The sequence below is a fragment of the Nitrobacter sp. genome (genome assembly GCF_051535235.1).
Lineage (GTDB): Bacteria > Pseudomonadota > Alphaproteobacteria > Rhizobiales > Xanthobacteraceae > Nitrobacter.
Map to the genome: position 1 here is coordinate 178301 of NZ_JBPPLZ010000007.1, position 25798 is coordinate 204098.

A 25798-nucleotide genomic window follows, 5' to 3' on the forward strand; every position below is an offset into this window, starting at 1 on the left:
GGGGAACGACTGCCTCGGTTGTGGGTTCTGGCTACTGATTTTCCAAAATCGAAGGAGGTACAGTGATGATTGCCAAGCATATTACCGTCGCATTGATCGGGTCCGCGCTGCTGGCGACAACGGCGGTCGCCCAGACGCCAGGCGGCACGACGAACACCATGAGCGCTCCGGCGGCTACCTCGTCAGAATCCGGCTATCATGGCGACTGGCGTTCGTCGAAAATGATCGGCCTCAACGTCTATAATGACTCCAACGAGAAGCTCGGCTCGATCAGCGATATGCTGATGGACAAGAGCGGAAAGATCAACGCCGCGGTGATTGGCGTCGGCGGGTTCCTCGGCGTCGGCGAGCACCTGGTCGCGGTGTCCTTCGACAAGCTGAAGTTCGTCGATACCCCGGTGCCCTCGACATCGGCCTCGTCGACGACAGCGCCAGCCGGCGGCACCACCACAGGCTCGACGACAGGCTCCACCACGTCAGCATCAGCGAAGACCAATCCGTGGTATCCGGATCATGCCGTCTTCAGCGCCACCAAGGATCAGTTGAAGTCGATGACGGAGTTCAAATACGCCGAGTAGTCGGCCCGGATCGAATTGGCACAGCATCGCGCCCGGTTTTGGCCGGGCGCGTTTGTGCGACGTAACGCTTGTCTCGTTATAGCGCCGGCAACGTTCTGACCTCGATATTCACGACGCCCGCCGCTTCCGCAATGACGCGTAGCGTTTTTGAATCGAACGCGATGTCGGCGAGTTTGAGGCTTGTGATCTCGGCTCTGACGCGGACCCCGTCCTCGCTTTTCTCCATATTCGCGATGACGGCGGCGATGTTTTCTCTCGCGCTCGATGCGAACGGCTTGAGGTCGACCGTCGCCTTGTCGGCCAGAGCCTGTTGCAGATAGGGCATCGCGGCGTGCGCGGCTGCGCCGAGCAGGCCAAACGCTGCCTCGGATTCGACCGCGAGCCGGATATCGGTCAGCCGCAGGGTTTGTTGAGCCTGATCGAGCACGGGTTTGCCCCAGATATGAATCGTGGCCTCGCCGCCGAAGCCGAACCAGCTTTTCTTTTCCTTCGCATCGACCAGCAGCGAAATCAGAAGTCGGTCGCCGGCCGCCGCGACGCTGGCCTGTTTGACGGTGACGCCGACCGGGCCGCTGCCATCCTCGGGGAACGTCTTGCCGGCGAACCGGGCCTCGATCACCTTGTTGATGTCGGTGAAGGGTAGGTCGATCGGAACGCCGATGCTCAGTCTGCCTGGCATGGCCGGCACGATGGCGAGCGTTGCGGGGAACGGACAGTCCGGTTTGGTCCTCGTGCCGGTGATCCGCGTTTCGGCCTGGATGCCGAGCGTCAGCGTAACGTTGCTTGCATCGATGCGCGGCTGAACCGCGACGGCGCGCACCGGCTTCAGTTCGAGATACAGGTCCTGCAATCCGGCCGCCCCCTGCAGCGGAATCGAGCGGCACATCTGTGCCCATTGCACGCGCGCGCCGCGCTCCAGAACCGGATCGTTGCGGATGCGCTGTTGCAGAGCCGCGAGCTGTTCGTTGACAGCTTTGTCGATGACCGGCTTGACCTGCGAGGGTACGTTGACACGGGCGCTGGCGACCGAAAGGTTGGTGTCGCCGAGATGGACTTGCGCGCTCATCTCGGGGTCGATGCGCCAATTCGCGGTCAGCACCGGCCGCGCGGTCATCACGACATTGCCTTTGATCTCGGCATTGGCGTTCAGGTTCTTGATGTTCACGCGCCCGATCTGCTTGGCGACGTTGCCGCCCAGCAGGTTTCCAAGCGCATTGCCGATCGCGCCCTGAGCCTCAGCTGACAGCGTCCCCGTGACCTTGAGGGTGCCGGTCAGCGGCGTCGACAGCGACAGCACGTTGTTGGCGCCTGCGGCGCTGATCGCACCGCGCGACGCTGTCCACCCGATGTCCGCGTTCTGAAGAATCTGCGCGACCGGGTTGTTTGCCTTGCCTGCGAAGTTGCGCGGCGCGCCTCGGTCGGCGGCGTCGCGAATGACGGCGAGCGGAATCGTGATCGGGGCGATGATGCTCGACGCGCGATTGACAGGAGCCAGCGGCGGCAATGCCGCGAGCACGGGCTTTTTGATTGCGGCCGGCGACAACCAGTCCATGGCCTTGAGGCTGACGAAGAAGGACACCGCAAGGATTCCGGTGCCAAGCAGGATGGTCTTGAGGTTGAACCCAGGCCGCATTGGCTCCCCGACGAAAATTGCCCCACGGCGAGTCTACAGGCGGCGGGCGATGGAGGCCAGCGCGCGGCAGCGGCCGTGATGCGAATGCAAGACGTCGCAGCCCCGCGAAGGCTGCGAATATCGGAGGGACCAATATCGCGGGGATTGTGGTGCGGCTGGTCGCTAGGGCGAAGCATGTCCTGCGGGCTTGACCCGAGGATGATACCGGTTTGCGTCGAGAAACGCGTCAAAACAAAATCATGGAGCCTCGCGGCCTCGCTTTTCAGTCTGTCAGAAGCGAGGCGCTAGAAAATGCCCAGCACGATCGCGCCGACAAAGGCGAGCGCGAGATAGGCGGTCACGATGCTCATGCGGCCGGCGAAAGTCATGTGACGACTCCCCTTGGTCCCTCGTAACGCGGCAGGCTCGCAACCCAACGCGGCAGGCTCGCAACCCGTTCCCGGCGTTCCATTGTGCACCGCGGCAACATCGTTAAAAATGACTGAACACAACGCGTTGAAGAAGCCTTAAATAAATTCGTCGAACTTGCGCGGATGACGCGCAGAGTTGCCTTGTATCTCGTCGGCTCCGTCGTCCTTGTGTCGCTGGCAGGCTGCGGACGCGGTTTTTTTCAGACCGCGGAACGCGAGCCGTGGCGGGCCGAGGCTGAAGCCGCTTGTCTGAAATCCGGCGAGGTCAGGGAAAACGCCGATCTTGTTCGCATCCGCCCGATCAACGGTCCCGGCATCTGCGGCGCCGAATTTCCTTTGAAGGTCTCGGCGCTCGGTGAAAGCCCGACTTATGGCTTCGCCGATGAGGATCTTCGGCCTCCCGCCTCGATCGGTCGCAATCAGCCGCGCTGGCCGATCGCGCAGCCGTCGTCTCCGCCACCGTCTTATCCTGAGACCGCCGCTCGTCAGCCCGCCTATGGCGGCGCCTCGAGCGGCCCGGTCTCGCTGACTGCGCCCGGCGTGCGTCCTGTCGAAGACGGGATCGAACTGCCGCCGGAAGGAACGCCGGATACAGATCGCGCATCGTCCTATCCATCCGACGGTTACGCGCAACCCTATCCGGGCTCGCAATCCCAACCACAATCCCGGCTCTATGGCGGCGAGCGATCGTCCGCATACCCCGCAACGCCTGGATTGGGGTCGTCACAACAGGCTTTGCCGCTGCCGCGCCTTGGACCTGCGCGCGGGACGATCACCAGCGCGGTCGGGCCTGTCGTTGTGAAGCCGGCCGCGACGCTTGCCTGTCCGATTGTTTCAGTGCTCGATCGCTGGCTTGCGGATGCGGTCCAGCCGGCGGCGATGCGCTGGTTCGGCGCGCGCGTCGTCGAAATCAAGCAGATCTCCGCCTATTCCTGTCGCGGCATGAACGGCAATCCACACGCGCATATCTCCGAGCACGCCTTCGGCAATGCGCTGGATATCGCGGGATTCACGCTGGCGGACGGGCGATACGTGTCCGTGCAGCATGGCTGGAAGGGTCTGCCGGAGGAGCAGGGTTTTCTGCGCGATGTGGAAGGCGCGGCCTGTCAGCGTTTCACCACGGTGCTGGCGCCGGGCGCGAACGTCTATCACTACAATCACATCCACGTCGATCTGATGCGCCGCGCGAGCGGGCGCACGATCTGCAAGCCGCCGGCGGTCTCCGGCGAGGACATCGCGGCGCGCGCCGGGCGGGGCTCGTATGCCAGCCGCGAGCCTGCGGCGACGGGATCGCTGGGCAGCAGAACGAGCCGTTCGCACCGCCACGATGACGACGACGAGTAGCGCCACGCAGAGCGCGGCGTCGATATTCACAAGCTGTCTGCTGAATTCCTGAAATGGCGAGGGGTCCGGCGTGGGTGCGCCGAACCCCTCATTTACAATCTTCACAGTCGCATGCGTTTTGTTAGCGCGAGCTTCCGCGAACATATCAGCCGGCCTGTAAGCCGGGTTCTGTAGGGCATCGCGCGCTTGCGCACACGATACGCGACGGCCATTCCTCTGGGACAACGTTTGCACGTCGCCTCGTGCAACCTACCCGGACAGCGGGCCCGACACGGCCCTGCGATGTTATCGCCGAAGCGAACCTCTCGCGATGCTGTCCCTATTCGGTTTTGCTCCCGGTGGGGTTTACCATGCCGTCTCCGTCGCCGGCGACGCGGTGCGCTCTTACCGCACCTTTTCACCCTTACCGCTCTTTCCCTTATCCTTCCCCGCAAGCGAGGAAGGGCAGGGTAGGAACGGCGGTTCGTTCTCTGTGGCACTTTCCCTGGGGTCGCCCCCGCCGGATGTTATCCGGCACCGCATGTCGATGGAGCCCGGACTTTCCTCTCCCGAAAGCCTTTCGGCGTTAGCAGGAGCGGCCGTCCGGCCGACTGACGCGATACGCATGACGGTTGGGCGCGACGGCGTCAAGCCACGTCCTCACGCCCTGGCGGTCCGGCGGAACTCTCGCCGCCCGTGGTCATTGAGTCCCTGCGGCAATGACCGCAAAGGGAGGTTGTCATGACCGATTTGCGCCTTTGGCGCCCGACCCACGGCGTCCCAATCGAGGATATGCGGGGAATCGTGCCTGAGGAGACCAACTATGCCATCGGCTGGAGCCTCAGCGCGCTCCTGACGCTGGCGGTGGTGGGCGTCGTCTGGACGTTCGGTTTCTAAGTTGAAAGCCGATCGCCTGTCGGTTTGATCCATATCCGCAGCCGGTGCTGCTTGCGCGACATCCCGCCGCGTTGTCGCGGTGCGACCGATCCACATCTTCCGCCACGGAGCAAACGATGAGCAATCACCACCGAGCGGAACTGGATCGGCATTTTGCATGGTTTGAAGCCAGGGTGCCGCCGTCGCTGGCGAAATTCCTGGGCTGGGTGCGCAAGCCGTCCTCGCGGTTCGCCCGCGCCCCGCTGGCGATGCTGCTGATCGTCGGCGGCATTTTCAGTTTTCTGCCGGTGCTGGGATTGTGGATGTTACCCTTGGGGCTTCTGCTGATCGCGCAGGATGTGCCGTTCCTGCAAGGACCAATGGCACGGATGCTCGGATGGATCGAACGCAAATGGATGGAGCGAAAAGCGGCGAAACGCTCATCGTGAAGTTTGTTCTCGCGACGACTCGTTTGTGATCTTTTTTGCGACAATGTGACTCACATATCCGCTGGAGTGTGACTCAAATGTCATTTTTGCATGAAAAATCGACGCAAAGAGGCGATTGACAGCAAGATTTGTCTTTAACGAATCAGCATGCTGATTCATTTTGGCATCCCGGGGCAATCTGGAGGCCAAGGTATGAACGTTATTGTTTTCGCATCGCGTAAAGGCGGCTCAGGTAAAAGCACCCTGGCTGCTCATCTTGCTGCGCAAGTTCATAAGGCTTCGAAGCCCTGTCTGCTGGTGGATGCCGATCCGCAGGGATCGCTGACCCTTTGGCACAAGCTGCGCGGCACCAACGAACCTCCGATCCGGACAGCCAACCGCTCCGTAACCGAGATCATCAACTCTGCCAAGCGTGACGGCTTCGAGTGGGTTTTTATCGACACGCCGCCGAACCTGTCGGCCGTCGTCGACGACGCTATCCGGAATGCAACCATGGTCGTCATCCCTGCGCGCCCCGGCGTCTTCGATGTCAATGCGGTGCAGGACACCATCCAGACCTGCCGCTCCGCGCGCAAGCCTTATGCCGTCGTCATCAACGGCGCACCCGCAATGCGCGACGGCTCTGAAAGCCCTATCGTCACCATTGCCCGCGAGGCTCTTGCAAAATTCCGCGCTCCGGTTTGGAGCGGCCAGGTCACCAATCGCGCCGACCTCCTGCTGGCGCTTGCACACGGCGAGGGCGCCCGCGAATACGATTCCCAGGGGCGCGCGGCCTCGGAGATCGGACGGCTGTGGGCGGCGATCGAGCGCTCCGTCAAGGCGATCCGGGGAGCTGTGTCCTCCAGTGGGACCATGCACAAGAACGCGGCCTGACCCGCAGGCTGATGCGGAATGATGAAGCGCGCGGCTTCGCGCGTTTGTCGTTTCCTGCTTTGCACCCGGTACGAGTAACGCGAACCGGATGCCATCCCCGGGTCAAGCCCGCGGACATGCTTCGCCCGGAAACCCTACAGGAATCGGTGGGGCGGCGGATTACGAGGGCCAGCGCTGCGCCTTGCTGACCACGAAATCGCGGAATGCCTGAACTCGCGCGACCGACTTCAGTTCTTCGGGATAGACGAAATAGGTATCGAGCTGAATCGAATCGGATTCGCTGAACAACTGCACCAGAAGGTTGTTCTCACCGACCAGATAGTCCGGCAGCGCGGCGATGCCGAGGCCTTGCTGACAGGCGCTGAACAAGCCCAGTATGTTATTGACAATGAAGTACGGCTCGCGCGGTCCGGAGCCGTTGCGGCCGGCCTGGACCAGCCAGTTGCGATTCTGGGGATGCACCGATGGGTGCGTCTCGGTAAGCAGGACGATACGATGTCCGTCGAGTTCCTCCAGTGTCCGGGGAGTGCCGAAGCGCTTGACGTATTCCGTTGAGCAGTAGGCGTGGAAACCCATCGCAAACAGCTTGCGCTGAATGAGATCGGGCTGGGTCGGCTTCTGCGTGCGGATCGCGATGTCGGCCTCGCGCATCGACAGATCGAGCTCTTCATCGGTAAGAATCAGCGAGATCCGGATTTCCGGATAGAGCGCGTTGAATTCGCCAAGCCGGGGAATCAGCCAGTTGATGCCGAAGCCTGGCGTCGTCGTCACCTTGAGATCGCCGCTTGGCCGCTCGCGGCTGTCGGTGAGCTTGGCGCGCGCCGCCTGCAACTGCATGAAGACTTCGTGCGCGGTGCGAAACAGCAGGTCGCCCTGTTCGGTCAGGATCAGCCCCCGCGCATGGCGATGAAACAGCGACACTGAGAGTTCCTGCTCCAGCGCGCCGACCTGCCGCGATACGGCGGACTGCGACAGCCCGAGTTGTTCGCCGGCATGCGTGAAGCTGCCAGCCTCGGCGGCTGCGTGAAACACCTTGAGCTTGTCCCAATCCATGTCGGTAAAACCGTCGCGATTCCGTAGCATCGTTACTCCGCTGCCGCGCGGTCGCTCGCATGTGCGGCGAGAAACCGTTCGGCTTCCAATGCGGCCATGCAGCCAAGGCCCGCGGCCGTGACTGCCTGCCGGTAAACTTCGTCCGCAACATCGCCGGCCGCGAACAGGCCGGGCACTGACGTTGCGGTCGAGTTCGGTGCAACTTCGACATAGCCCGAGCTTTTCAGTTTGACCTTTCCGGCCACGAGTTCGGTGGCGGGCGCGTGGCCGATCGCGATGAACACGCCGTCGGCCGCGATCTCGGTGAGCGCGCCGGTCTTGACGTTCTTCAGCCGGACGTGGGTGACCTTCGGCGGATTCTCCGCGCCGCAGATCTCGTCGAGCACGCTGTCCCAGACCACCTTGATCTTGGGGTGCTTGAACGCGCGATCCTGCAGGATCCGTTCGGCGCGGAAGTGATCGCGGCGATGAACGAGGGTGACCTGCGCGGCGAAGTTGGTCAGAAACAGCGCTTCCTCGACGGCGGTATTGCCGCCGCCGACCACGATGACGTTCTTGCCGCGGTAGAAGAAGCCATCGCAGGTGGCGCAGGCCGAGACGCCAAATCCCTTGAAGGCGTCTTCGGACGGCAATCCGAGCCAGCGCGCCTGCGCGCCGGTGGCGAGGATCACGGTCTCGGCCAGGTAGACGTCGCCGCTATCGCAGGTCAGCCGGAACGGCCGCTGCGACACATCGAGTGAATTCACCGTATCGGTGACGATCTTCGTGCCGACATGCGTCGCCTGCTTCTCCATCTGCTCCATCAGCCACGGACCCTGGATCACGTCCGCGAAGCCGGGATAGTTTTCGACGTCGGTCGTAATGGTGAGCTGGCCGCCCGGCTGGATCCCCTGGATCAGCACGGGCTCCAGCATGGCGCGCGCGGCATAGATTGCCGCCGTATAACCTGCCGGGCCAGAGCCGATGATGACAACCTTGGCGTGGACGGGAGCAGGCATGGATCGGGACCCCATGGCGAGAAGCCGGTCGGGCGCGGGCAGCGAGGCGCCCAGGCCAGGTGGCGGGAGGCGGGAAAAACATCTAGTTCATATATTGGATATCTGGCTAGCTATGCGGAATTTGCAACCCGTTTCTGCGAAAATTCCCTCTAAATGCAAAACCGTGTGCCGCGCAATAAAATTGCGCATGCTCCCCAATCTACGTTAAGAGGTTTACTGGAGATTCTTTCCGTTTCGAGCATGATCCCGAAAAATGGAAACCGGTTTTCGGAAAAGATCATGCTCAAACAAAAAGATAAGCGACGAGTCTGATTCAACGCAGACTCTGGCGAGCTTGGGGTTTGAACGCGCGTGTCGAAAAGTCTGGACGAGATCGACCTTAAGATCCTGAGCGAAATTCAGGCCGACGGCCGGATCACCAATGTCGAACTGGCCAGGCGGGTCGGCATTTCGCCGCCGCCGTGTCTGCGGCGGGTCCGGACGCTAGAGGAAGAGGGCTACATCCAGGGCTACCGGGGATTGCTCGATCCGCAACGGCTCGGTTTCGAGGTGACGGTGTTCGCCTCGGTGCACCTGTCGAGTCAGGCGGACGCCGACCTGCGCGCGTTCGAGGAATTCGTGCGCGGCGAGCCGCTGGTGCGCGAGTGCTGGATGTTGTCGGGCGAGGTCGATTTCATCCTGAAATGCGTGGCGCCCGACATGGCGACATTTCAGGACTTCGTGTCGCATCTCACCGCTGCGCCGCATGTGCGCAACGTGCGAACCTCGCTGGTCCTGCATAGCTCCAAATACGCCGCGGCGGTGCCGCTGGAACTGAAGGTACCGGGCTGAGGCTGCAAAGCGCGCGTCGACACGCACATGCCCGGCGCAAGCCGGGGCACGGCTTTCAGCGGCGCTTCGTTTTGCGTGCTTCAGCTTTTGTTGAAGATCATCTTGTCGAGGCTGATCGGACCGCCACCGGCAAACACCAGATAGAAGAACACGAAGCAATACAGCGCTGCCAGTTCGCCGCCATTGACGATCGGCATGAAGTTCTGTGGCGCATGAACCATGAAATAGGCAACCGCCGTCATGCCCGAGGCGATGAAGGCCGCCGCACGCGTAAACAACCCGATCACCAGCAGCCCGCCGCCGACCAGTTCGATGATTCCCGCCACCCCAACCATTGAGCCGATTTGCAGATTGGCGAACATCGGTAGCGGCGGGAAGCCGAGGAGCTTGGCGGTGCCGTGCTGCATGAGCATGAGTCCGCTCACGAAACGAAGCAGGCTGAGGACGGTCGGCTGCCATTTGGAGAACATTTGGTCCATGTCAGGTCTTTCCCATATTCTTTCGCCACGAAGCTTTAAGTTCCCCCGCAGCGCTCAAAACGAACGTTCGGGCCGCCGGATGGTTCCAGATTTGGAACACGCAGATACCGGCGAATTCTGCGTCATTACGTCCCGGCAAGAGGTCAAGGCTGCACGCAACGGACGGTTTTAGGCTGGCACGAAAAACCGGTATTCGAGCAAACTGCCGCCGCGCCGCTGGCGTCGCGTGCGCAACTGACGCAGTCGTCGGTCCATCGGCTGCAATTGGGCGGGCCTTTCTGCACCGAAATGTCCTTTGTTACCGGCGGCGGCGGAATCTCCATATCGGCGGCGAGGGCGGCTCCGGCGATGAGCGCAGCCGTCATCGCCGTCGCAAGGCCTAGACGGGAAAGCCGCATGCCGCTTTCATCCTGTTCTGTGGAAGCTGAGAGATAAAATCACGTCAAGGCATCGCGATTGGCGACGGCGGAGAGACCTCCGCTATCGCCACTCGACCTTGGCGATCTCGTAGGCTTTTGCGCCGCCGGGCGCGACGACTTCGACCGAGGAGCCCTTCTTCTTGCCGATCAGGGCACGCGCAAGCGGAGAGGTGATCGAGATGCGTCCCTTCTTGGCGTCGGCTTCGGCTTCGCCGACGATCTGCCACACCGCCTTCTTGTCGGTGTCCTCGTCGATCAGCGTCACGGTGGCGCCGAACTTGATGGTGTCGCCGGACAGCTTGCTGACGTCGATGATGTCGGCGCGCGCCAGCTTGTCCTCGAGCTCGGCGATGCGGCCCTCGTTGTGCGACTGTTCTTCCTTGGCGGCGTGATACTCCGCGTTTTCCGACAGGTCGCCATGCGAACGCGCCTCGGAGATCTGCTCGATGATGCGCGGCCGGTCCACCGACTGGCGCTTCTTCAGTTCGTCTGCGAGGGCGGCGTGTCCGCCTCGGGTCATCGGAACCTTATCGACCATCTCACTTCGTCCTTCGCTTCATCAGCGGCCTGAGGCGTCACGCGAAGTTGCTTCCCGGTCCGGACCCGGCTGCAAATCCGCATCAGCAACTCTAGTCTGGGGTTTGGTTCAGAAGTTCGCTTGACGAACTCGCGAGGCAACGAAGCGAACTTCTGAACCACCACACTAGCTGTTTACGGCCGACCTGCGTTAGAAAACATTCCCGCAGCCGTCACGTTCCGGCTCCGCCAAGGCTCCTGGAACCCGTCGGGCCGATCAGTCCGATTCAGCCTCTGGAGCATTTCAGGATACAGCTGATCCTAAGAAAATGCTCTCAATCAATGACTTGCGCGCATTCTGGTCGCAAACCCGGTATTCGCTTTTGCGGAATACGCGCTTAAGTCTCGGAAAAATAGCTCTGCAAGGTACGAACCTCAAGGTCTCCGCCCAGATAGGCGCGGATGCCCTGCGCAGCCGCCACGGCGCCTGAAAGAGTGGTGTAATACGGCACTTTATGCAAGAGGGCAGCGCGCCGCAGCGAACGGCTGTCGGCGAGCGCCTGCGGTCCCTCGGTCGTGTTGAATACCAGTTGCACCTCGCCATTGGTGATGGCGTCGACGATGTGCGGCCGGCCCTCCAGAACCTTGTTGATCTTCTCGGCCGGAACGCCGCTGTCGGACAAATAGCGTTGCGTCCCCGATGTCGCCATCACCCTGAAACCCATCGAGGACAACAGCTTCACTGTCTCGAGGATACGCACCTTGTCGGTCTCGCGGACCGAGACGAATACGGTGCCCTTGCGCGGCAGACGCGTGCCGCTGCCGAGCTGGCTCTTGGCAAAAGCGATCTCGAACGAGCGGTCGATGCCCATCACCTCGCCGGTCGATTTCATTTCCGGGCCGAGCACCGTATCGACGCCGGGGAAGCGCGCGAAGGGGAAGACCGATTCCTTGACGCCGACATGGCCGAGCTTTTGCGGCTTGAGCCTGAAGGAGGCCAATTTCTCGCCGGCCATGATCCGCGCCGCGATCTTGGCGACGGGAAGGCCGACCACCTTGGCGACGAACGGCACCGTGCGCGAGGCGCGGGGGTTCACTTCGAGCACGTAGATCTCGCCATCCTTGATGGCGTATTGCACGTTCATCAGGCCGATGACGTCGAGACCGAGCGCGAGTTCGCGGGTCTGCCGCTCCAGCTCGGTGATGGTGGCCGCATCGAGCGAGCGCGGCGGCAACGAGCAGGCCGAGTCGCCGGAGTGGATGCCGGCTTCCTCGATATGCTCCATGATGCCGACGACGTAAGTGTCCTTGCCGTCGCAGAGGCAATCGACGTCGATCTCGGTGGCATCGGAGAGGTAGCGGTCGAACAGCAGCGGGTTGGTGCCGAGCACCGTGTTGATCTGGCCGGTCTTGTCGTTCGGATAGCGCGCCTTGACGTCGGCGGGCACAAGCTCGGGCAGGGTGCCGAGCAGGTAGTCGCCAAGCTGGCTGTCCTCGCGGATGATCTGCATGGCGCGGCCGCCCAGCACATAGGAGGGACGCACCACCAGCGGCAGGCCGAGATCGGCCGCCACCAGCCGCGCCTGCTCCACCGAATAGGCGATGCCGTTTTTCGGCTGCTTCAGTTTCAGCCGGTCGAGGATGCGCTTGAAGCGGTCGCGGTCTTCCGCGAGATCGATGGCTTCGGGCGAAGTGCCGAGGATCGGCACATCGGCCGCCTCCAGCGAGCGCGCCAATTTCAGCGGCGTCTGGCCGCCGAACTGCACGATCACGCCGTGCAGCGTTCCGTTCTGCCGTTCGGTGTCGATGATCTCCAGCACGTCCTCGGCGGTCAGCGGCTCGAAGTAGAGCCGGTCCGCGGTGTCGTAGTCGGTCGACACCGTTTCGGGGTTGCAGTTGACCATGATGGTCTCATAGCCCGCGTCCGACAGCGCGAAGCAGGCATGGCAGCAGCAGTAGTCGAACTCGATGCCCTGGCCGATGCGGTTGGGTCCGCCGCCGAGGATCACGACCTTCGTCTTGTCTGACGGCGCGCTTTCGTCGGCGACGTGGCCTGCGAACGGCGACTCGTAGGTCGAGTACATATACGCTGTCGGCGAGGCGAATTCCGCGGCGCAGGTGTCGATGCGCTTGTAGGCCGGGCGCACGCCGAGCGTGCGGCGGAGGGTCTTGACCTCCGTCTCGGTCTTGCCTGCAAGCACCGCGAGACGCGCGTCTGAGAAACCCATGCCTTTAAGCGTGCGCATGCCGAAGGCGTTGCCCGGCAGGCCGTCGGCGCGGACCTTGTTCTCCATATCCACGATGCCGCGCAGTTCGGCGAGGAACCACGGATCGATCTTGCAGGACGTGAAGATGTCCTCGTCGCTCCAGCCGAGCCTCATCGCCTGCGCGACCTGCAGCAGCCGGTTGGGGGTCGGCGTGCCGAGCGCGGCGCGGATCGCGTTCTTGTCGTCGCCCTGGCCGAGGCCCTCGATGTCGATTTCGTCAAGCCCGGTGAGGCCGGTCTCCAGCCCGCGCAGCGCCTTTTGCAAGGACTCCTGAAAGGTGCGGCCGATCGCCATCACTTCGCCGACCGACTTCATCGAGGTGGTCAGCGTGGTCGAGGCACCGGGAAATTTTTCGAAAGCGAAGCGCGGGATCTTGGTGACGACGTAATCGATGCTGGGCTCGAACGAGGCCGGAGTCGCGCCGCCGGTGATGTCGTTGGCGATCTCGTCCAGCGTGTAGCCGACCGCAAGTTTCGCCGCGACCTTGGCAATCGGGAAGCCGGTCGCCTTTGATGCGAGCGCCGAGGATCGCGACACCCGCGGGTTCATTTCGATCACGACCATGCGGCCGTCGGCTGGGTCGACGCCGAACTGCACGTTGGAGCCGCCGGTCTCGACGCCGATCTCGCGCAGCACCGCCAGCGAGGCGTCGCGCATGATCTGGTATTCCTTGTCGGTCAGCGTCAGCGCCGGCGCCACCGTGATGGAGTCGCCGGTGTGCACGCCCATCGGATCGAGGTTTTCGATCGAGCAGACGATGATGCAGTTGTCCTTCTTGTCGCGGACCACCTCCATCTCGTACTCTTTCCAGCCGAGCACGCTCTCCTCGATCAGCACCTCGTTGGTCGGGGAGGCATCCAGGCCGCGCTCGATGATGTCGAGGAATTCGTCGCGGGTGTAGGCGATGCCGCCGCCGGTGCCGCCCATGGTGAAGGAGGGGCGGATGATCGCGGGCAGGCCGATCTCCGACAGCGCCATCAGCGCTTCCGCCATCGCCTGCTGCTGGTAGCGCTTGCGCCGCTCGTTCTCGCCGAGCCTCCATTGCCGTTCGAACTCGGCGAGCGCATCGCCGGAGAGCTTTTCCTTCTCGGCGAGGTGGCGGTCGCGGTCGGCCTTTTTCATCGCGGAGGCATTGGCCAGCCGCGATTTCGGGGTCTCGAGACCGATCCTGGTCATGGCCTCGCGGAAAAGCTGCCGGTCTTCCGCCTTGTCGATGGCATCCGCGGTGGCGCCGATCATCTCCACATCGAACTGGTCGAGCGTGCCCAGCCTGCGCAGCGACAGCGCGCAGTTCAGCGCGGTCTGGCCGCCCATGGTCGGCAGTAGCGCGAAGCCGCCGGGAACGACATGGCGTTCCTTTTCGATGATCCTGGCGACGATGTCCGGAGTGATGGGCTCGATATAGGTGGCGTCGGCGAGTTCGGGATCGGTCATGATCGTCGCCGGATTGGAGTTGACCAGGACGACCCGGTAACCCTCCTCTTTCAGCGCCTTGACCGCCTGGGTGCCGGAATAGTCGAATTCGCAGGCCTGGCCGATGACGATCGGCCCGGCGCCGATGATGAGGACGGTGGATATGTCGGTGCGTTTAGGCATTAAGTCCTGGAAACGAAAAACTGGGCACAAAAAAAGGGCGCGCAGCCGCGCGTCCCTTGGATTAAGAGCGCGATCTTCGCGCGCGCGGTGTCTTTAGACCAGATTTGGGGGGCGGGGAAGAACTATAAGTACTTCATCAACCGGCAATTTGAGCCGATTTCGGCGCGCGGCGGCCGATCCGCCGAGGGAAGAAGTTCAAGGAAGTTGGAGGCCCAGCCTGGACTTGAACCAGGATAAAAAGCTTTGCACAGCTCCCGCGTCGACTTCCGCCACCGGGCCGCGGGTATATTTGCAGATATTTCCGCCGGGTCGAGCGATTGCTCATTGTAACGTTAATTGCAACCTCGGCGCACGAGGGGCCGCGATGTGCTATCCTTGCGTCGTGCGGATTTAGCTTAGTGGCAAAGCAGCGGCTTTCCAGGTCGCAGACCGGTGTTCAATTCATCGAATCCGCTCCATCACAAATACGCCAGCGATCCTTGTCATTTCGGCCGTCGTGATGTCTCGCGTCGCTGGAATGCGCCCAGCAAACCATTCGATTTCGTTGATCGTGCGGACGATCCGCGAAGGTTTCGCTCTCCCATAGCAGAAAAGTTTGTCGGTCGGATGAGCCGCGCGGGGAACGCGGAAGCGCGATGGCTTGCATTGAGGCGAAAATCCGACAGCGCCCTTCATCGCACATTCAGCGGCACTGCGGTGAAATTCTGCTTTCCGAGTACAAGGAGACAAGCAACATGAAACTCTTGGCTTCTATCGCTTTCGCCGTCGGCCTCGGCATGGCCTCAGCGCAAGCGATGCCTGTCGCGCCGCTGCACGACACGACCGGTCCCGTCACGCAAGTCGGCTGGCGCTGCGGACCGGGCTGGCACATCAACGGCTGGGGACGCTGCGTGCCCAGCAGGCGGTTCTATGGTGCCTGGGGATACTATGGCCCGCCGCGGTTCCACCACTGGCGTCCGCATTACTGGCATCATCGCCACTGGCGCCGCTGGTAATAGGGACGAGCCCGCGGGCTTCAGACGCGAGTGCGCAGGCCGGTCCGAAGCTGCGATCGGCCGCGCGTCACGTCGAATCGGTCTCGATGCTTTTGTTTGGTGCGCCGGCTCCTGGCGCCCCGGCGTTGCGGCTGCGCTCGAAGGCGTGACGCGCCACAAACGTCATGCGCGACGGGTTATGGCCGATATTCGCCGGCGCACGGGTCGCCGTGAATCCGGCGGCGATGAGCCAGGCGAGCATATCGGCCTCGCTGTAGCGTTGCAGCCCGATGCGGGTGCGGAGTTGCCGATAATCGGACAGGGCCGTGCGAACCAGTCCCAGCACCGCGTCCTTCACGAAGCCGTGCTTCGCCGCGAAGCGGAGCAGCGCGGTCACATCGCCCGCCATTCCTACGTTGGGCTGCAGGACGTCGCCCAGCACCAGACGGCCGGCCGGCTTGAGCAGCCGGCGAATTGTCGTGATCGCGGCATCGAATTCGTCAGGCGTCATGTATTGTATGACCGAGTTCATCACCGCCAGGTCGACCGACTTGTCGTCCATGTGTCGGAGGTCCTCGAGCGCGCGAACACGGATTTTTGTATTGGGCGCGAACCGTGCAACCAGCCGGCCGCGAACGCCTGGCGCGGGCTCCGCGAGGATGAGCCGGCCGCAGGCATCAGCCACCGTTTCCGCTGAGAGTGCTTCGCCGCAGGCATAATCAAGGACCACGGAGTCCTTCGACGAGATGTAGCCGACGATATCCCGGGCGATCGTCTGGAAATGGACGTCGCGGTGCAGTCTGCTGACGTAAATCGTGTGCGTGGAATCGTAGTAGTCGATCCAGTCATCCATGGACGGTCTGAGCCAATCTTCCTGTTCCGCGTTCGGAACCCTCCGCGGACTCACACGTTAGAACTTGTCGCAGAATAGCGCGTTAGGAGGGTCTGGAGCGGTTTTCCGGTCTCGCCGCTTCCGCGCCGGAAATCCCAATTCATCCGCTTTTCATAACAGGAGGGTGCATCATGACCCAAGCCAAAAGTTCTACCTTGCGGAAAGTAAACCCCGAACTCGATACGCCGACCGATCTTTCGCAGGAGGGCGTCGATAAGATCTCCGCCGCCATGAACACGATCCTGGCCGATACCTTCGCGCTCTATCTCAAGACCAAGAATTTCCACTGGCATGTCAGCGGCCGGCACTTCCGCGATTATCACCTCCTGCTCGACGAGCAATCGGAGCAGATTTTCGGCACCACTGACGAGATCGCCGAGCGGGTTCGCAAGATCGGCGGCACTACGCTGCGCTCGATCGGTCAGGTCGCCAAGCTGCAGACTCTCGAAGACAACGACGAGAGTTACGTCCCGCCGCGCGAGATGCTGCGCGAACTGATGAACGATAACAAGAAGGTGGTCGCGGCGATGCGCAAGGCCCATGATATTTGCGACAAATACGAGGACGTCGCGACAGCGAGCCTGCTCGAAAACTTCATCGACGCGACCGAACGACGGACCTGGTTCTTGTTCGAGGCGAGCCGTCAGGAAGGCAGCAACGAGGCCTGACAAGCAAGGGTTCGTGGTTGTGCCGTGCGGTCAGACCCGCTTGTTTGCCCGCATCAGGTCGGCGAAGCGCCTGAAAAGATAGTGCGAGTCGCGCGGACCCGGCGAAGCCTCGGGGTGATACTGGACGGAGAACACCGGCTTGCCCTCGAGTTCGAGGCCGCAATTGGAGCCGTCGAACAGCGAGACGTGGGTCTGCTTCGCGCCCTTCGGCAGCGTCGCCTCGTCGACGGCGAAACCGTGATTCATCGAGGTGATCTCCACCTTGCCGGTGGTCTCGTCCCTGACCGGATGATTGGCGCCGTGGTGACCCTGATGCATCTTCCTGGTTTTTGCGCCGACCGCGAGGCCGAGCATCTGGTGGCCCAGGCAGATGCCGAAGGTCGGCGTTCCCGACTCGATTACCTTGCGGATCGTCGGCACGGCGTACTTGCCGGTCTCGGCCGGATCGCCGGGGCCGTTTGAGAGGAACACACCGTCCGGTTTCATGGCCAGGATGTCGTCTGCCGACGTGGTCGCCGGCACCACCGTGATCTTGCAGCCTTCGCCGGCGAGCAGGCGCAGGATGTTGCGCTTGATACCGTAATCGACGGCGACGACATTGAATTCCGGCTTGTCCTGCCGGTCGAATCCCTTGCCCCAGGCCCACGGCGTTTCGTCCCAGGTGTAGCGCTGGCTCGCCGTCACCATCGGCACGAGGTCCATGCCCTCCAGCCCCGGCCACTCGCGCGCTTCTTCCTTCAATCCGTGCAGGTCGAACTTGCCGTCCCTCGCGTGCGCGACCACCGCGTTGGGCATGCCCCTGGTGCGGATCATCGCGGTCAGCGCGCGGGTATCGATGCCCGCGATGCCGATGATGCCGCGCGCTTTCAGCCAGGCGTCGAGATGCCTGGAGGCGCGATAGTTCGACGGCGAGGTGATGGCGCTGCGCAGGATGACGCCGCGCACCCCCGGCGTTGCCGCCATGTTAACCGTCTCGATGTCTTCGTCGTTGGCGCCGACATTGCCGATGTGCGGGAAGGTGAAGGTGATGAGTTGTCCAGCATAGGAAGGATCGGTGAGGATTTCCTCGTATCCGGTCATCGCGGTGTTGAAGCAGACTTCGCCAACCGCCTGACCCTCCGCGCCGAGACCGAAGCCTTCGAGCACGGTGCCGTCGGCCAGCACGAGAAGCGCGGTCGGTTTGAGGTCCGGCCAGGCTGAAGCGTTTTCCGATGTGGTCATGAGCGCATGACATAGCCCGGCTACCGCACCGCGTCAAACTCCGGTTGTCTCTCGCGCCGCCGCGGCTTACATCAGACTTTGCGATGAATTCGGCGGCGTTCCATGCCGCTAGTGGAGTGAATTTGACATTCGCTACCCCACTTTGCGGCAAACTCAGCAAGCGAATGTCAAATTCTAACTCCACTAGAAACCTAATAACTGCTAGTGGTCCTTTTAATTCTAACATTTGCGAGAACTCTGCTGCAACGGGATGCAAATGTTAGAATTGGACCACTATGGGGAGACTTTCCGATGCTGCGCGACGACATCAACAACGCCGTCAAGGAGGCGATGAAGGCCAAGGACGAGCGCAAGCTGTCCACCCTGCGGATGGTCAACTCCACCATCAAGAACGCCGACATCGAGGCGCGCGGCCAGGGCAAGCCACCGCTGTCGGACGGCGATCTGCTCGGCCTTCTGCAGAAGATGATCAAGCAGCGCCAGGAATCGGTCGAGCTCTATGAGAAAGGTGGCCGCGAGGAACTGGCGGCGCAGGAGCGTGCCGAAATTCTTGTGATCTCCGGCTATCTGCCGAGGCAGATGTCGGATGACGATATGAAGTCCGCCGTCGCCGCCACCATTGCCGAGACCGGAGCGGCCGGCATCAAGGACATGGGCAAGGTGATCGGCGCGCTGAAGGCCAAATATGCGGGGCAGATGGATTTCGGCAAGGCCAGCGGCGTGGTGAAGGCCGCGCTGACGGGGTAAATCCTTATGCGCGCCCCGGACGCGGCGCGTTGTGCCCGCGATGTGATGCGCCGCTGATCGGGGGCCGTCCTAATTAGAATGCCACACCGCGCCCCGGACACGATTGCGCCCATCGATGATCACGGGATGATTGCGCGCGATAACAGTCTGCCGTGACCGCGACAGCAAGGTGTCGTGCCGCGAGTTGCGCACGCGCGACTGATTTGGTTCCGCCGGCCGCGGAGAAATAGTTCAGTTCCTATTCGGGAACGACGCGTCGCGCATCGCGTTGTCGCCTCATCAAACAGGAGGCGAAAACATGGGCTTTGGACGCGGACTTCTTCTTTGGCTGATCGGGATTCCGATTCCGCTGATCATTCTCATCGCACTTCTCATGCATCACTGATCCTGAGCGAGGAACGACCATGAGCATCGGCACGATCATCCTGATCATTCTTATTATTGCGCTGCTCGGCGGCTTCAGCGGCATCGGCGGCGGGCCGTTTTACGGCACCGGCTATTATGGTGGCGGCGGTCTCGGATTGGTGATCATTATCCTGATCATCCTTCTCCTGATGGGACGCATTTAGCTGGAGTTGGCTGAACTGAAAACAAGTTAGATCGAAACGTCATTACGGGCGAAGCAATCCATCAACGAACTCACCCGGATTGCTTCGCCGCCAGCCCTCCGATAGCCGGTGCGGGCGTCACCGGAGTCAATCATCAGGGATCTCAAGCGCAGGAGGATTGCGGCGCGATCAGCGTCGTCTCGATCTCGCGGAGCAGCCGCGTCAATCGCTTCGCCCACTGCGCCTGTCCGGTTTCATCGGCAATCAAATCCTGCCTGATCTCGATGCCGGTATTCATCAAGCCGCGCGCCTCGCCATGCACGGGGATGGTATGGTCGGTGAGGTCGCTTACCGCATAAGGTTCGTTGTCCCCGACGACAAGATCGCCTTCGGCGCGCAGCAGCGACAGCAACAGACGCGGCAGCACCGGACTGCGGTGATAGAGCGTGCCGACATGCCAGGGCCGCGCCACCGCGGCATAGACCGGCGTGAAGCTGTGTAGCGACACCAGCACCGTGGGGCGGCCCTGCGCCAGCCGGGCATCGATCGCTTCAGCGATCCGCCGATGATAGGGCTCGAAGATCGCGCGTCGCCGCGCGGCGGCATCGGCTGGCGAAATGCCTTGATTGCCCGGAACGACCGTGGCCTCGCTGATTGCCGGAATCGAGCTTGCGGCATCCGGCGGCCGGTTGCAGTCGATCACCAGCCGTGAGTAGTGCTGCGCGATCAGATGGGCATCCAGCGCCGATGAAACCCGTTCGGCGACGCCGGCAATCCCGATATCCCAGGCGATATGCCGCGTCAGTTCGCTTTCCGGGAGGCCGAGATCACCGAGCGCCTCCGGAATCAGGCGGCCGTAATGGTCGCATGTCAAAAGAAAGGGTGAAGCGCCGGAGACGTTGCGCTCGATGACGGGCGGTTCGGCGAGGGCCTTAAGTGCTGGCTGCGCATCAAGGGCTGTCATGCCGCGCGCGCCAATCGAATATCCACCTCGCGCTCCACATACGTCCATTCGTCGGTCCTGCGCAGAACCCCGACGAGGTCTTCGAACATCGCCGCGTGTTCCGGCGCGTATTCGAACCAGGTCAGGAAATCGAAGGGCTCGCCGAGATCGCGGCAGTGATAGAGTTGCCGCGCGATAGCGGGCAGGTATTTGAGGCTGGCGGCGATATGGTGCGACTTGTCCTCGAAGATTTTCCGCCGTTCTTCCTGCGTCAGTTCCCACCATGCGGTCGACTTCCTGATAGGGATCAGCGCCGCGTGTGTCGCCTCGGCGCGTCCCAGCCCCGCCTGCGCCGAACTCAGCGCATTTTTTTCGGCGCGTTCGACATAGCGCAAGTGGCTGGTGACCCCGCGTAACTGCCATGGTGCCGCCGATGCGTCACCCAACGATGCGCTCGGCGCGATCGCCAGATGAGACGCCGGTAAGAGGCTTTCGCCGGTGACGGAAGCAATCGACAGGATATCCCAGGCGCCGGTGTTGCCGCCGGTGAAGAGTGTGAACTTCATTTCACTCCGTGTGTCTGTGGATAGCTGGGGATATTGGTAAGAACAGATATGGTACAATACTAAAAGTGCCTAGCTGATTCGCCCGGGCGGCGGCAGGCAGTTATACCCGTCGCCGAGATTGAGTGAGACGGCGTATGCGTTTCCCGCCCAGCTTTATTGATGAGGTCAAGGCGCGTCTTCCGGTTTCGGAAGTCGTGGGCCGGCGCGTGAAGCTGAAGCGTGCAGGGCGCGAATTCAAGGGTCTGTCGCCGTTCCAGCAGGAAAAGACACCGTCGTTCACGGTGAACGATCAGAAACAATTCTACCACGACTTCTCCACCGGCAAGCACGGCAACATCTTCGACTTCGTGATGGAAACCGAAGGCGTTTCCTTTCCCGAGGCAGTCGAGCGGCTGGCGTCGATGGCGGGGCTTCCGCTTCCGCGCAACTCACGGGAAGACGAGCAGCGCGAGCAGCGGCAGAAATCCCTGTTCGAGGTGATGGAGCTTGCGGCCCGGTATTTCGAGCAGAATCTTGCTTCGCGAGCGGGCGCGCAGGCGCGCGGCTACCTGTCGGACCGTGCGATCGCTCCGTCCAGCATCGTCGAATTTCGCATCGGTTACGCGCTCGCGGAACGCTTCGCGTTAAAGGAATATCTGGGATCAAAGGGCGTCCCGGTCGCAGACATGATCGAGGCCGGGCTGTTGATCGCCGGCGACGACATCCCCGTTCCTTACGATCGTTTCCGCGACCGGATCATCATTCCGATCCATGACCAGCGCGGCCGCGTCGTCGGATTCGGCGGCCGCGCGCTCAAGAAGGACGTGCAGCCCAAATATCTGAACTCGCCGGAAACCTCGATCTTTCACAAAGGCTCGATCGTTTTCAATTTTCACCGCGCGCGCCAGCCGGCGCATGAGGCCAATTCGGTCGTCGCGGTGGAAGGCTACATGGATGCGATCGCGGTCTATCAAGCGGGGATCAAGGCTGTCGTCGCCACCATGGGGACCGCGTTCACGGAAGACCAGATCGCCACGCTGTGGCGATTGTCTCCCGAGCCTGTCGTCTGCTTCGATTCCGATCGCGCGGGCGTCGCGGCCGCGTATCGATCCGTCGACCGCATCCTGCCCTTGCTTCGCGTCGGCAAGACGTTCCGCTTCGTGTTCATGGACGAACAGAAAGACCCCGACGACCTGATCCGGGAAAAGGGTGTCGAGGCATTCCGAAGCGTTCTGTCCGGCTCCCTGCCGTTGTGGGATGTGCTCTGGCAGCGCGAGACCGACGGTCAGGATGTCCGGACTCCTGACAAACAGGCCGCGCTGGAACAGAAACTCTATGCGCTGGTGCGCACGATTCAGGACCCGGCCGTCAACACCGCGTTTTTCCGAACCGCCCGGATGCAGCTCGCCAACCTGTTCTGGCAGGTCAACCGGGGTACGACCCGAAAGACCAGGGAGACCACCACTCGATTAAATCCGAAACTGAAGTTTGACGGCGAAGGACAACGTTCGGGGCTGCAAAAGGCCGTCCTCGGGATGCTCGTCGAATATCCTGACCTGCTTGAGGACAAGCGGGACTCCGTCCTGCGTCTGCAATTCGCCGAGGACCTCGATCGTTTTCTGACGCAACTCCTTCAGTTGCTTCTGACCGAGGCAAAATTGTCGGTCTCGGTGATCTGGGACAAACTCGACGGCGAATTCTACGAAACGCTGCAAGCCGTCCACGGAGAAGCGGGCGACGGAAAGCCGCGCGGGCATCGGCTGTTCGACCGCTTTCCGATTTTGAGCCGCGACCCGCCGTCCGATTTTGTTTCCGGATGCATGGATCACTTCATCAAGATCCTGCATGCGCATGAGATAGAAGACGACATCCAGAGAGCCAGGCTCGACGCCGGGCAGGGAGACGAATCCGCCGTCGAGCGCCTGCTGAATCTGGTTCGGGAGCGTCATTCCGAACAGGAGAGCATCAGCGCCGAGGGAGTAGCTTTATCGGAGTGGGCGGAAGACATCATCCGCATCTGGGCGCCCCAAAGCGGGACGATGCATCTGGCCGCATGAGCACGTGCTGCCTCCGGCGGCGAATCGTGGCGACTTTCGCCCGAGCGAAGGGGCAGAAGGCAGAGCGGGAACCGGAGTGTGGAAATGTTGCGAATGCAGGGGGCGGGCTCGCCGCCCGACGACCGTTCGGGTGTCGGAGGCCAAATCGGAGTTGCGCCGCGATGTTTCACCTCCCGAGACCGGCCGGACGGCTTGCATCGTAAGTCGCGCTCATTACTTAGGGAATTACCGCAGGCTACGGCAGCACGCCAAAACCCTGTCGGGATAAGGGGTGCGCCGGCGGCCGTCGACGCGCCCGAATGGGGAACCGGGCGATCCGGGTCTTGGGGCGTCCGAAACACGATTGAGGCGGGACGGCGGCGCCCGGAACCGCGAAAAGACTCGCCAAATCCATGGTTTGGCGGCAGAAACAGGGTTAATGGAAAGTCAAGGCCTGACAGGTTAGGTCATCCGACACGTAGTCCAACGCGAGTACGATCATTCGGCGAGAGGGTTGACGGGGTGGCGAGAGATTGCGCCGCCCTTTGTGCGTCCGGGAGCGGCGCACATCGAAAGCGCCGGGCGCGGCGCGGATTTCACGGGGAAGCGGGCGACTTCCCGATTGAGTGCGTTTCAGGAGCTGTGAATGGCGAGCAAGGCAAAAACGCTGCAGGTCAAGGACAAGGAAAAGGACGACAAGGCAGCGGACGCTCCCGAGAAGGATACTGCCGACGCGCCGTCGCCGTTGCTCGACCTGTCCGACGCGGCCGTCAAGAAGATGATCAAGCAAGCCAAGAAGCGCGGCTTCGTCACTTTCGACCAGCTCAATGAAGTGCTGCCTTCCGACACCACCTCGCCGGAGCAGATCGAGGACATCATGTCGATGCTCTCCGACATGGGTATCAACGTGTCCGAGTCCGAGGATGCCGACAGCGAAGAGGAGAACAAGGAAGAGGGCGACGACGAGACCGACAACGAACTCGTCGAGGTCACGCAGAAGGCCGTCACCGAGGTCAAGAAGTCGGAGCCCGGCGAACGCACCGACGATCCCGTGCGGATGTACCTGCGCGAGATGGGCACCGTCGAACTGTTGTCGCGCGAGGGCGAGATCGCCATCGCCAAGCGCATCGAGGCCGGCCGCGAGGCGATGATCGCGGGGCTGTGCGAAAGCCCGCTGACCTTCCAGGCCATCATCATCTGGCGCGACGAACTCAACGAGGGAAAGATCTTCCTGCGCGACATCATCGATCTCGAGGCGACCTATGCCGGACCCGACGCCAAGAACAACATGAACCCGTCGCTGCTTGGCGCGCCGGTCGGCCCGGACGGCCAGCCGCTGCCGGCGGACGCCGCTGCGGCATCCGGCGAGGGCGATGTTGACGCCACCGTGGCCGCACCCCCCGCCGCGCCGCCTTCACCGACCCCGTTCCGTCCCGCGCGTGGCGCGCCGGGCGGGGCTGGTGAGCGCGACGAGAAGGACCCGGGCGAGGCCGCCGCCGAAGGCGATATGGAGGAGGACGACTTCGACAACCAGATGTCGCTCGCCGCCATCGAGGCCGAGCTGAAGCCGAAGGTGGTCGAAACCTTTGACAAGATCGCCGAGAACTACAAGAAGCTGCGCCGCCTGCAGGAAGCGGACATCTCCAATCAGCTTCAGAATGAATCGCTCTCGCCCAACCAGGAGCGTCGCTACAGGAAGCTGAAGGACGAGATCGTCGTCGAGGTGAAGTCGCTGCGTCTCAATCAGGCGCGCATCGATTCCCTCGTCGAGCAACTCTACGACATCAACAAGAGGCTGGTCTCGTTCGAAGGTCGTCTGCTGCGGCTCGGCGACAGTCACGGCGTGGCGCGCGAGGATTTCCTGCGCAATTATCAGGGCTCGGAACTTGATCCGCGCTGGCTCAACCGCGTCTCGAAACTCTCGGCCAAGGGCTGGAAGAATTTCGTTCATCACGAGAAGGACCGCATCAAGGAGCTGCGTGGCGAGATCCAGCAACTCGCGGCGCTGACCGGGCTTGAGATCGGCGAATTCCGCAAGATCGTGCACAGCGTGCAGAAGGGCGAGCGCGAGGCGCGCCAGGCCAAGAAGGAAATGGTGGAGGCGAACCTGCGCCTCGTCATCTCCATCGCCAAGAAATACACCAACCGCGGCCTGCAGTTCCTCGACCTGATTCAGGAAGGCAATATTGGATTGATGAAGGCGGTCGACAAGTTCGAATATCGCCGCGGCTACAAGTTCTCGACCTATGCAACGTGGTGGATCCGGCAGGCGATTACGCGTTCCATCGCGGATCAGGCGCGCACCATCCGCATTCCGGTGCACATGATCGAGACCATCAACAAGATCGTGCGCACCTCGCGCCAGATGCTCAACGAGATCGGCCGCGAGCCGACGCCGGAGGAACTCGCCGAGAAGCTCGGCATGCCGCTTGAGAAGGTGCGCAAGGTTCTCAAGATCGCCAAGGAGCCGCTGTCGCTGGAGACGCCGGTGGGTGACGAGGAGGATTCACACCTCGGCGACTTCATCGAGGACAAGAACGCGGTGCTCCCCATCGACGCCGCGATCCAGAGCAATCTTCGCGAAACCACGACGCGCGTGCTCGCCTCGCTGACGCCGCGCGAGGAGCGGGTGCTGCGCATGCGCTTCGGCATCGGCATGAACACCGACCACACGCTGGAGGAGGTCGGCCAGCAGTTCAGCGTCACCCGCGAACGCATCCGCCAGATCGAGGCGAAGGCGCTGCGGAAGCTCAAGCATCCCTCGCGTTCGCGCAAGCTGCGCAGCTTCCTCGACAACTAGGCTCCAAACCTGATCAGAGTATTGAAGTTAGGAAGCAAATCAGATTCAAGCTCTGCACGGAGCTTGACGATGGCGAATGAGTTTTGGCTAAGCGATGCGCAATGGGCAGCGATCGACCCGTTG

The 25798-nt window shown here is 62.2% G+C and carries 24 protein-coding genes, 2 tRNA genes and 1 other RNA gene; 13 read left to right on the plus strand and 14 right to left on the minus strand.

All coding sequences use genetic code 11. The features are described 5' to 3' along the window. Positions 1-65: 65 nt before the first annotated feature. Positions 66-578 (plus strand): PRC-barrel domain-containing protein, encoded by a 513-nt coding sequence (locus ACS3WA_RS11635; protein ID WP_438278671.1) that lies wholly within the window; start codon positions 66-68, stop codon positions 576-578. 76 nt (positions 579-654) lie between these two features. Here the strand turns inward: ACS3WA_RS11635 and ACS3WA_RS11640 are convergent, their stop codons facing one another. Together ACS3WA_RS11640 and ACS3WA_RS11645 are read right to left on the minus strand one after the other, a co-directional pair. Further along, a complete protein-coding gene (locus tag ACS3WA_RS11640) occupies positions 655-2211 on the minus strand; it encodes a DUF4403 family protein (RefSeq protein WP_438278672.1) in 1557 nt (518 codons plus the stop codon). 284 nt (positions 2212-2495) lie between these two features. Further along, positions 2496-2669 carry a hypothetical protein gene (locus ACS3WA_RS11645; protein ID WP_438278673.1) on the minus strand — a complete coding sequence of 58 codons (174 nt, stop codon included), beginning with the start codon at positions 2667-2669 and terminating at the stop codon, positions 2496-2498. Positions 2670-2744: 75 nt separating this feature from the next. Here ACS3WA_RS11645 and ACS3WA_RS11650 point away from each other — a divergent pair, with 75 nt between their 5' ends. After that, positions 2745-3965 carry an extensin-like domain-containing protein gene (locus ACS3WA_RS11650; protein ID WP_438278674.1) on the plus strand — a complete coding sequence of 407 codons (1221 nt, stop codon included), beginning with the start codon at positions 2745-2747 and terminating at the stop codon, positions 3963-3965. A gap of 141 nt (positions 3966-4106) precedes the next feature. Here ACS3WA_RS11650 and rnpB read toward each other — a convergent pair. Beyond that, positions 4107-4559: RNase P RNA component class A (gene rnpB / locus ACS3WA_RS11655), an RNA gene on the minus strand. Positions 4560-4685: 126 nt separating this feature from the next. Between rnpB and ACS3WA_RS11660 the strand changes: the two genes are divergently transcribed. The 3 genes from ACS3WA_RS11660 (at position 4686) to ACS3WA_RS11670 (ending at position 6142) form a co-directional block, all read left to right on the plus strand. Then, positions 4686-4841: a hypothetical protein gene (locus ACS3WA_RS11660; protein ID WP_438278675.1), complete on the plus strand. Its 156-nt coding sequence runs from the start codon at positions 4686-4688 to the stop codon at positions 4839-4841. Positions 4842-4957: 116 nt separating this feature from the next. Beyond that, positions 4958-5269 carry a hypothetical protein gene (locus ACS3WA_RS11665; RefSeq protein WP_438278676.1) on the plus strand — a complete coding sequence of 104 codons (312 nt, stop codon included), beginning with the start codon at positions 4958-4960 and terminating at the stop codon, positions 5267-5269. A gap of 192 nt (positions 5270-5461) precedes the next feature. Further along, positions 5462-6142, plus strand: a complete 681-nt coding sequence (locus ACS3WA_RS11670; RefSeq protein ID WP_438276298.1) for an AAA family ATPase — start codon at positions 5462-5464, stop codon at positions 6140-6142. A gap of 159 nt (positions 6143-6301) precedes the next feature. On the opposite strand, the gene ACS3WA_RS11675 is transcribed toward ACS3WA_RS11670, so the two are convergent. Continuing rightward, the gene (locus ACS3WA_RS11675; protein ID WP_438278677.1) at positions 6302-7225 is read right to left on the minus strand and encodes a LysR family transcriptional regulator; all 924 of its coding nucleotides are present in this window, start codon (positions 7223-7225) and stop codon (positions 6302-6304) included. Positions 7226-7227: 2 nt separating this feature from the next. Then, positions 7228-8193 (minus strand): thioredoxin-disulfide reductase, encoded by a 966-nt coding sequence (gene trxB / locus ACS3WA_RS11680; protein ID WP_438278678.1) that lies wholly within the window; start codon positions 8191-8193, stop codon positions 7228-7230. Positions 8194-8544: 351 nt separating this feature from the next. Here trxB and ACS3WA_RS11685 point away from each other — a divergent pair, with 351 nt between their 5' ends. After that, positions 8545-9024, plus strand: a complete 480-nt coding sequence (locus ACS3WA_RS11685; protein WP_438278679.1) for an Lrp/AsnC family transcriptional regulator — start codon at positions 8545-8547, stop codon at positions 9022-9024. Between the two features lie 80 nt (positions 9025-9104). Here the strand turns inward: ACS3WA_RS11685 and ACS3WA_RS11690 are convergent, their stop codons facing one another. The 5 genes from ACS3WA_RS11690 to ACS3WA_RS11710 all read right to left on the minus strand — a co-directional run bounded on the left by ACS3WA_RS11690 (position 9105) and on the right by ACS3WA_RS11710 (position 14580). Next, positions 9105-9503, minus strand: coding sequence for a DoxX family protein (locus tag ACS3WA_RS11690; RefSeq protein WP_438278680.1), 399 nt, complete (start codon positions 9501-9503; stop codon positions 9105-9107). A 143-nt stretch (positions 9504-9646) separates the two neighbouring features. Beyond that, on the minus strand, positions 9647-9868 hold the full coding sequence (locus tag ACS3WA_RS11695) for a hypothetical protein (RefSeq protein WP_438278681.1): 222 nt from the start codon (positions 9866-9868) through the stop codon (positions 9647-9649). A gap of 115 nt (positions 9869-9983) precedes the next feature. Further along, positions 9984-10460, minus strand: a complete 477-nt coding sequence (greA, locus tag ACS3WA_RS11700) for a transcription elongation factor GreA (RefSeq protein ID WP_438278682.1) — start codon at positions 10458-10460, stop codon at positions 9984-9986. A 376-nt stretch (positions 10461-10836) separates the two neighbouring features. After that, positions 10837-14301, minus strand: a complete 3465-nt coding sequence (gene carB, locus ACS3WA_RS11705) for a carbamoyl-phosphate synthase large subunit (RefSeq protein WP_438278683.1) — start codon at positions 14299-14301, stop codon at positions 10837-10839. 205 nt (positions 14302-14506) lie between these two features. Then, a tRNA-OTHER gene (locus ACS3WA_RS11710) sits at positions 14507-14580 on the minus strand. A gap of 105 nt (positions 14581-14685) precedes the next feature. Between ACS3WA_RS11710 and ACS3WA_RS11715 the strand changes: the two genes are divergently transcribed. Then, positions 14686-14759 (plus strand) — tRNA-Gly (locus ACS3WA_RS11715). A gap of 276 nt (positions 14760-15035) precedes the next feature. After that, positions 15036-15296 carry a GCG_CRPN prefix-to-repeats domain-containing protein gene (locus tag ACS3WA_RS11720; protein WP_438278684.1) on the plus strand — a complete coding sequence of 87 codons (261 nt, stop codon included), beginning with the start codon at positions 15036-15038 and terminating at the stop codon, positions 15294-15296. Positions 15297-15363: 67 nt separating this feature from the next. On the opposite strand, the gene ACS3WA_RS11725 is transcribed toward ACS3WA_RS11720, so the two are convergent. Continuing rightward, positions 15364-16128, minus strand: a complete 765-nt coding sequence (locus ACS3WA_RS11725) for a class I SAM-dependent methyltransferase (RefSeq protein ID WP_438278685.1) — start codon at positions 16126-16128, stop codon at positions 15364-15366. A 170-nt stretch (positions 16129-16298) separates the two neighbouring features. On the opposite strand from ACS3WA_RS11725, the gene ACS3WA_RS11730 reads away from it, so the two are divergent. Then, complete coding sequence (locus ACS3WA_RS11730) at positions 16299-16835, plus strand: Dps family protein (protein ID WP_438278686.1); 537 nt, start codon at positions 16299-16301, stop codon at positions 16833-16835. 30 nt (positions 16836-16865) lie between these two features. Here ACS3WA_RS11730 and carA read toward each other — a convergent pair whose 3' ends face one another. Then, the gene (gene carA, locus ACS3WA_RS11735) at positions 16866-18056 is read right to left on the minus strand and encodes a glutamine-hydrolyzing carbamoyl-phosphate synthase small subunit (protein WP_438278687.1); all 1191 of its coding nucleotides are present in this window, start codon (positions 18054-18056) and stop codon (positions 16866-16868) included. Between the two features lie 291 nt (positions 18057-18347). Between carA and ACS3WA_RS11740 the strand changes: the two genes are divergently transcribed. Next, positions 18348-18803, plus strand: coding sequence for a GatB/YqeY domain-containing protein (locus ACS3WA_RS11740; RefSeq protein ID WP_438278688.1), 456 nt, complete (start codon positions 18348-18350; stop codon positions 18801-18803). A gap of 404 nt (positions 18804-19207) precedes the next feature. Further along, on the plus strand, positions 19208-19372 hold the full coding sequence (locus tag ACS3WA_RS11745; protein WP_292612426.1) for a DUF3309 family protein: 165 nt from the start codon (positions 19208-19210) through the stop codon (positions 19370-19372). Positions 19373-19514: 142 nt separating this feature from the next. Here the strand turns inward: ACS3WA_RS11745 and ACS3WA_RS11750 are convergent, their stop codons facing one another. Together ACS3WA_RS11750 and ACS3WA_RS11755 are read right to left on the minus strand one after the other, a co-directional pair. Beyond that, positions 19515-20315: an N-formylglutamate amidohydrolase gene (locus ACS3WA_RS11750; protein WP_438278689.1), complete on the minus strand. Its 801-nt coding sequence runs from the start codon at positions 20313-20315 to the stop codon at positions 19515-19517. Beyond that, a complete protein-coding gene (locus ACS3WA_RS11755; protein ID WP_438278690.1) occupies positions 20312-20860 on the minus strand; it encodes a chlorite dismutase family protein in 549 nt (182 codons plus the stop codon). The genes ACS3WA_RS11750 and ACS3WA_RS11755 overlap by 4 nt, the downstream gene beginning before the upstream one ends. Positions 20861-20994: 134 nt before the next feature. Between ACS3WA_RS11755 and dnaG the strand changes: the two genes are divergently transcribed. Further along, on the plus strand, positions 20995-22896 hold the full coding sequence (dnaG, locus tag ACS3WA_RS11760) for a DNA primase (RefSeq protein ID WP_438278691.1): 1902 nt from the start codon (positions 20995-20997) through the stop codon (positions 22894-22896). Positions 22897-23521: 625 nt separating this feature from the next. After that, positions 23522-25675, plus strand: a complete 2154-nt coding sequence (rpoD, locus tag ACS3WA_RS11765) for an RNA polymerase sigma factor RpoD (protein ID WP_438278692.1) — start codon at positions 23522-23524, stop codon at positions 25673-25675. Positions 25676-25798 lie beyond the last annotated feature (123 nt).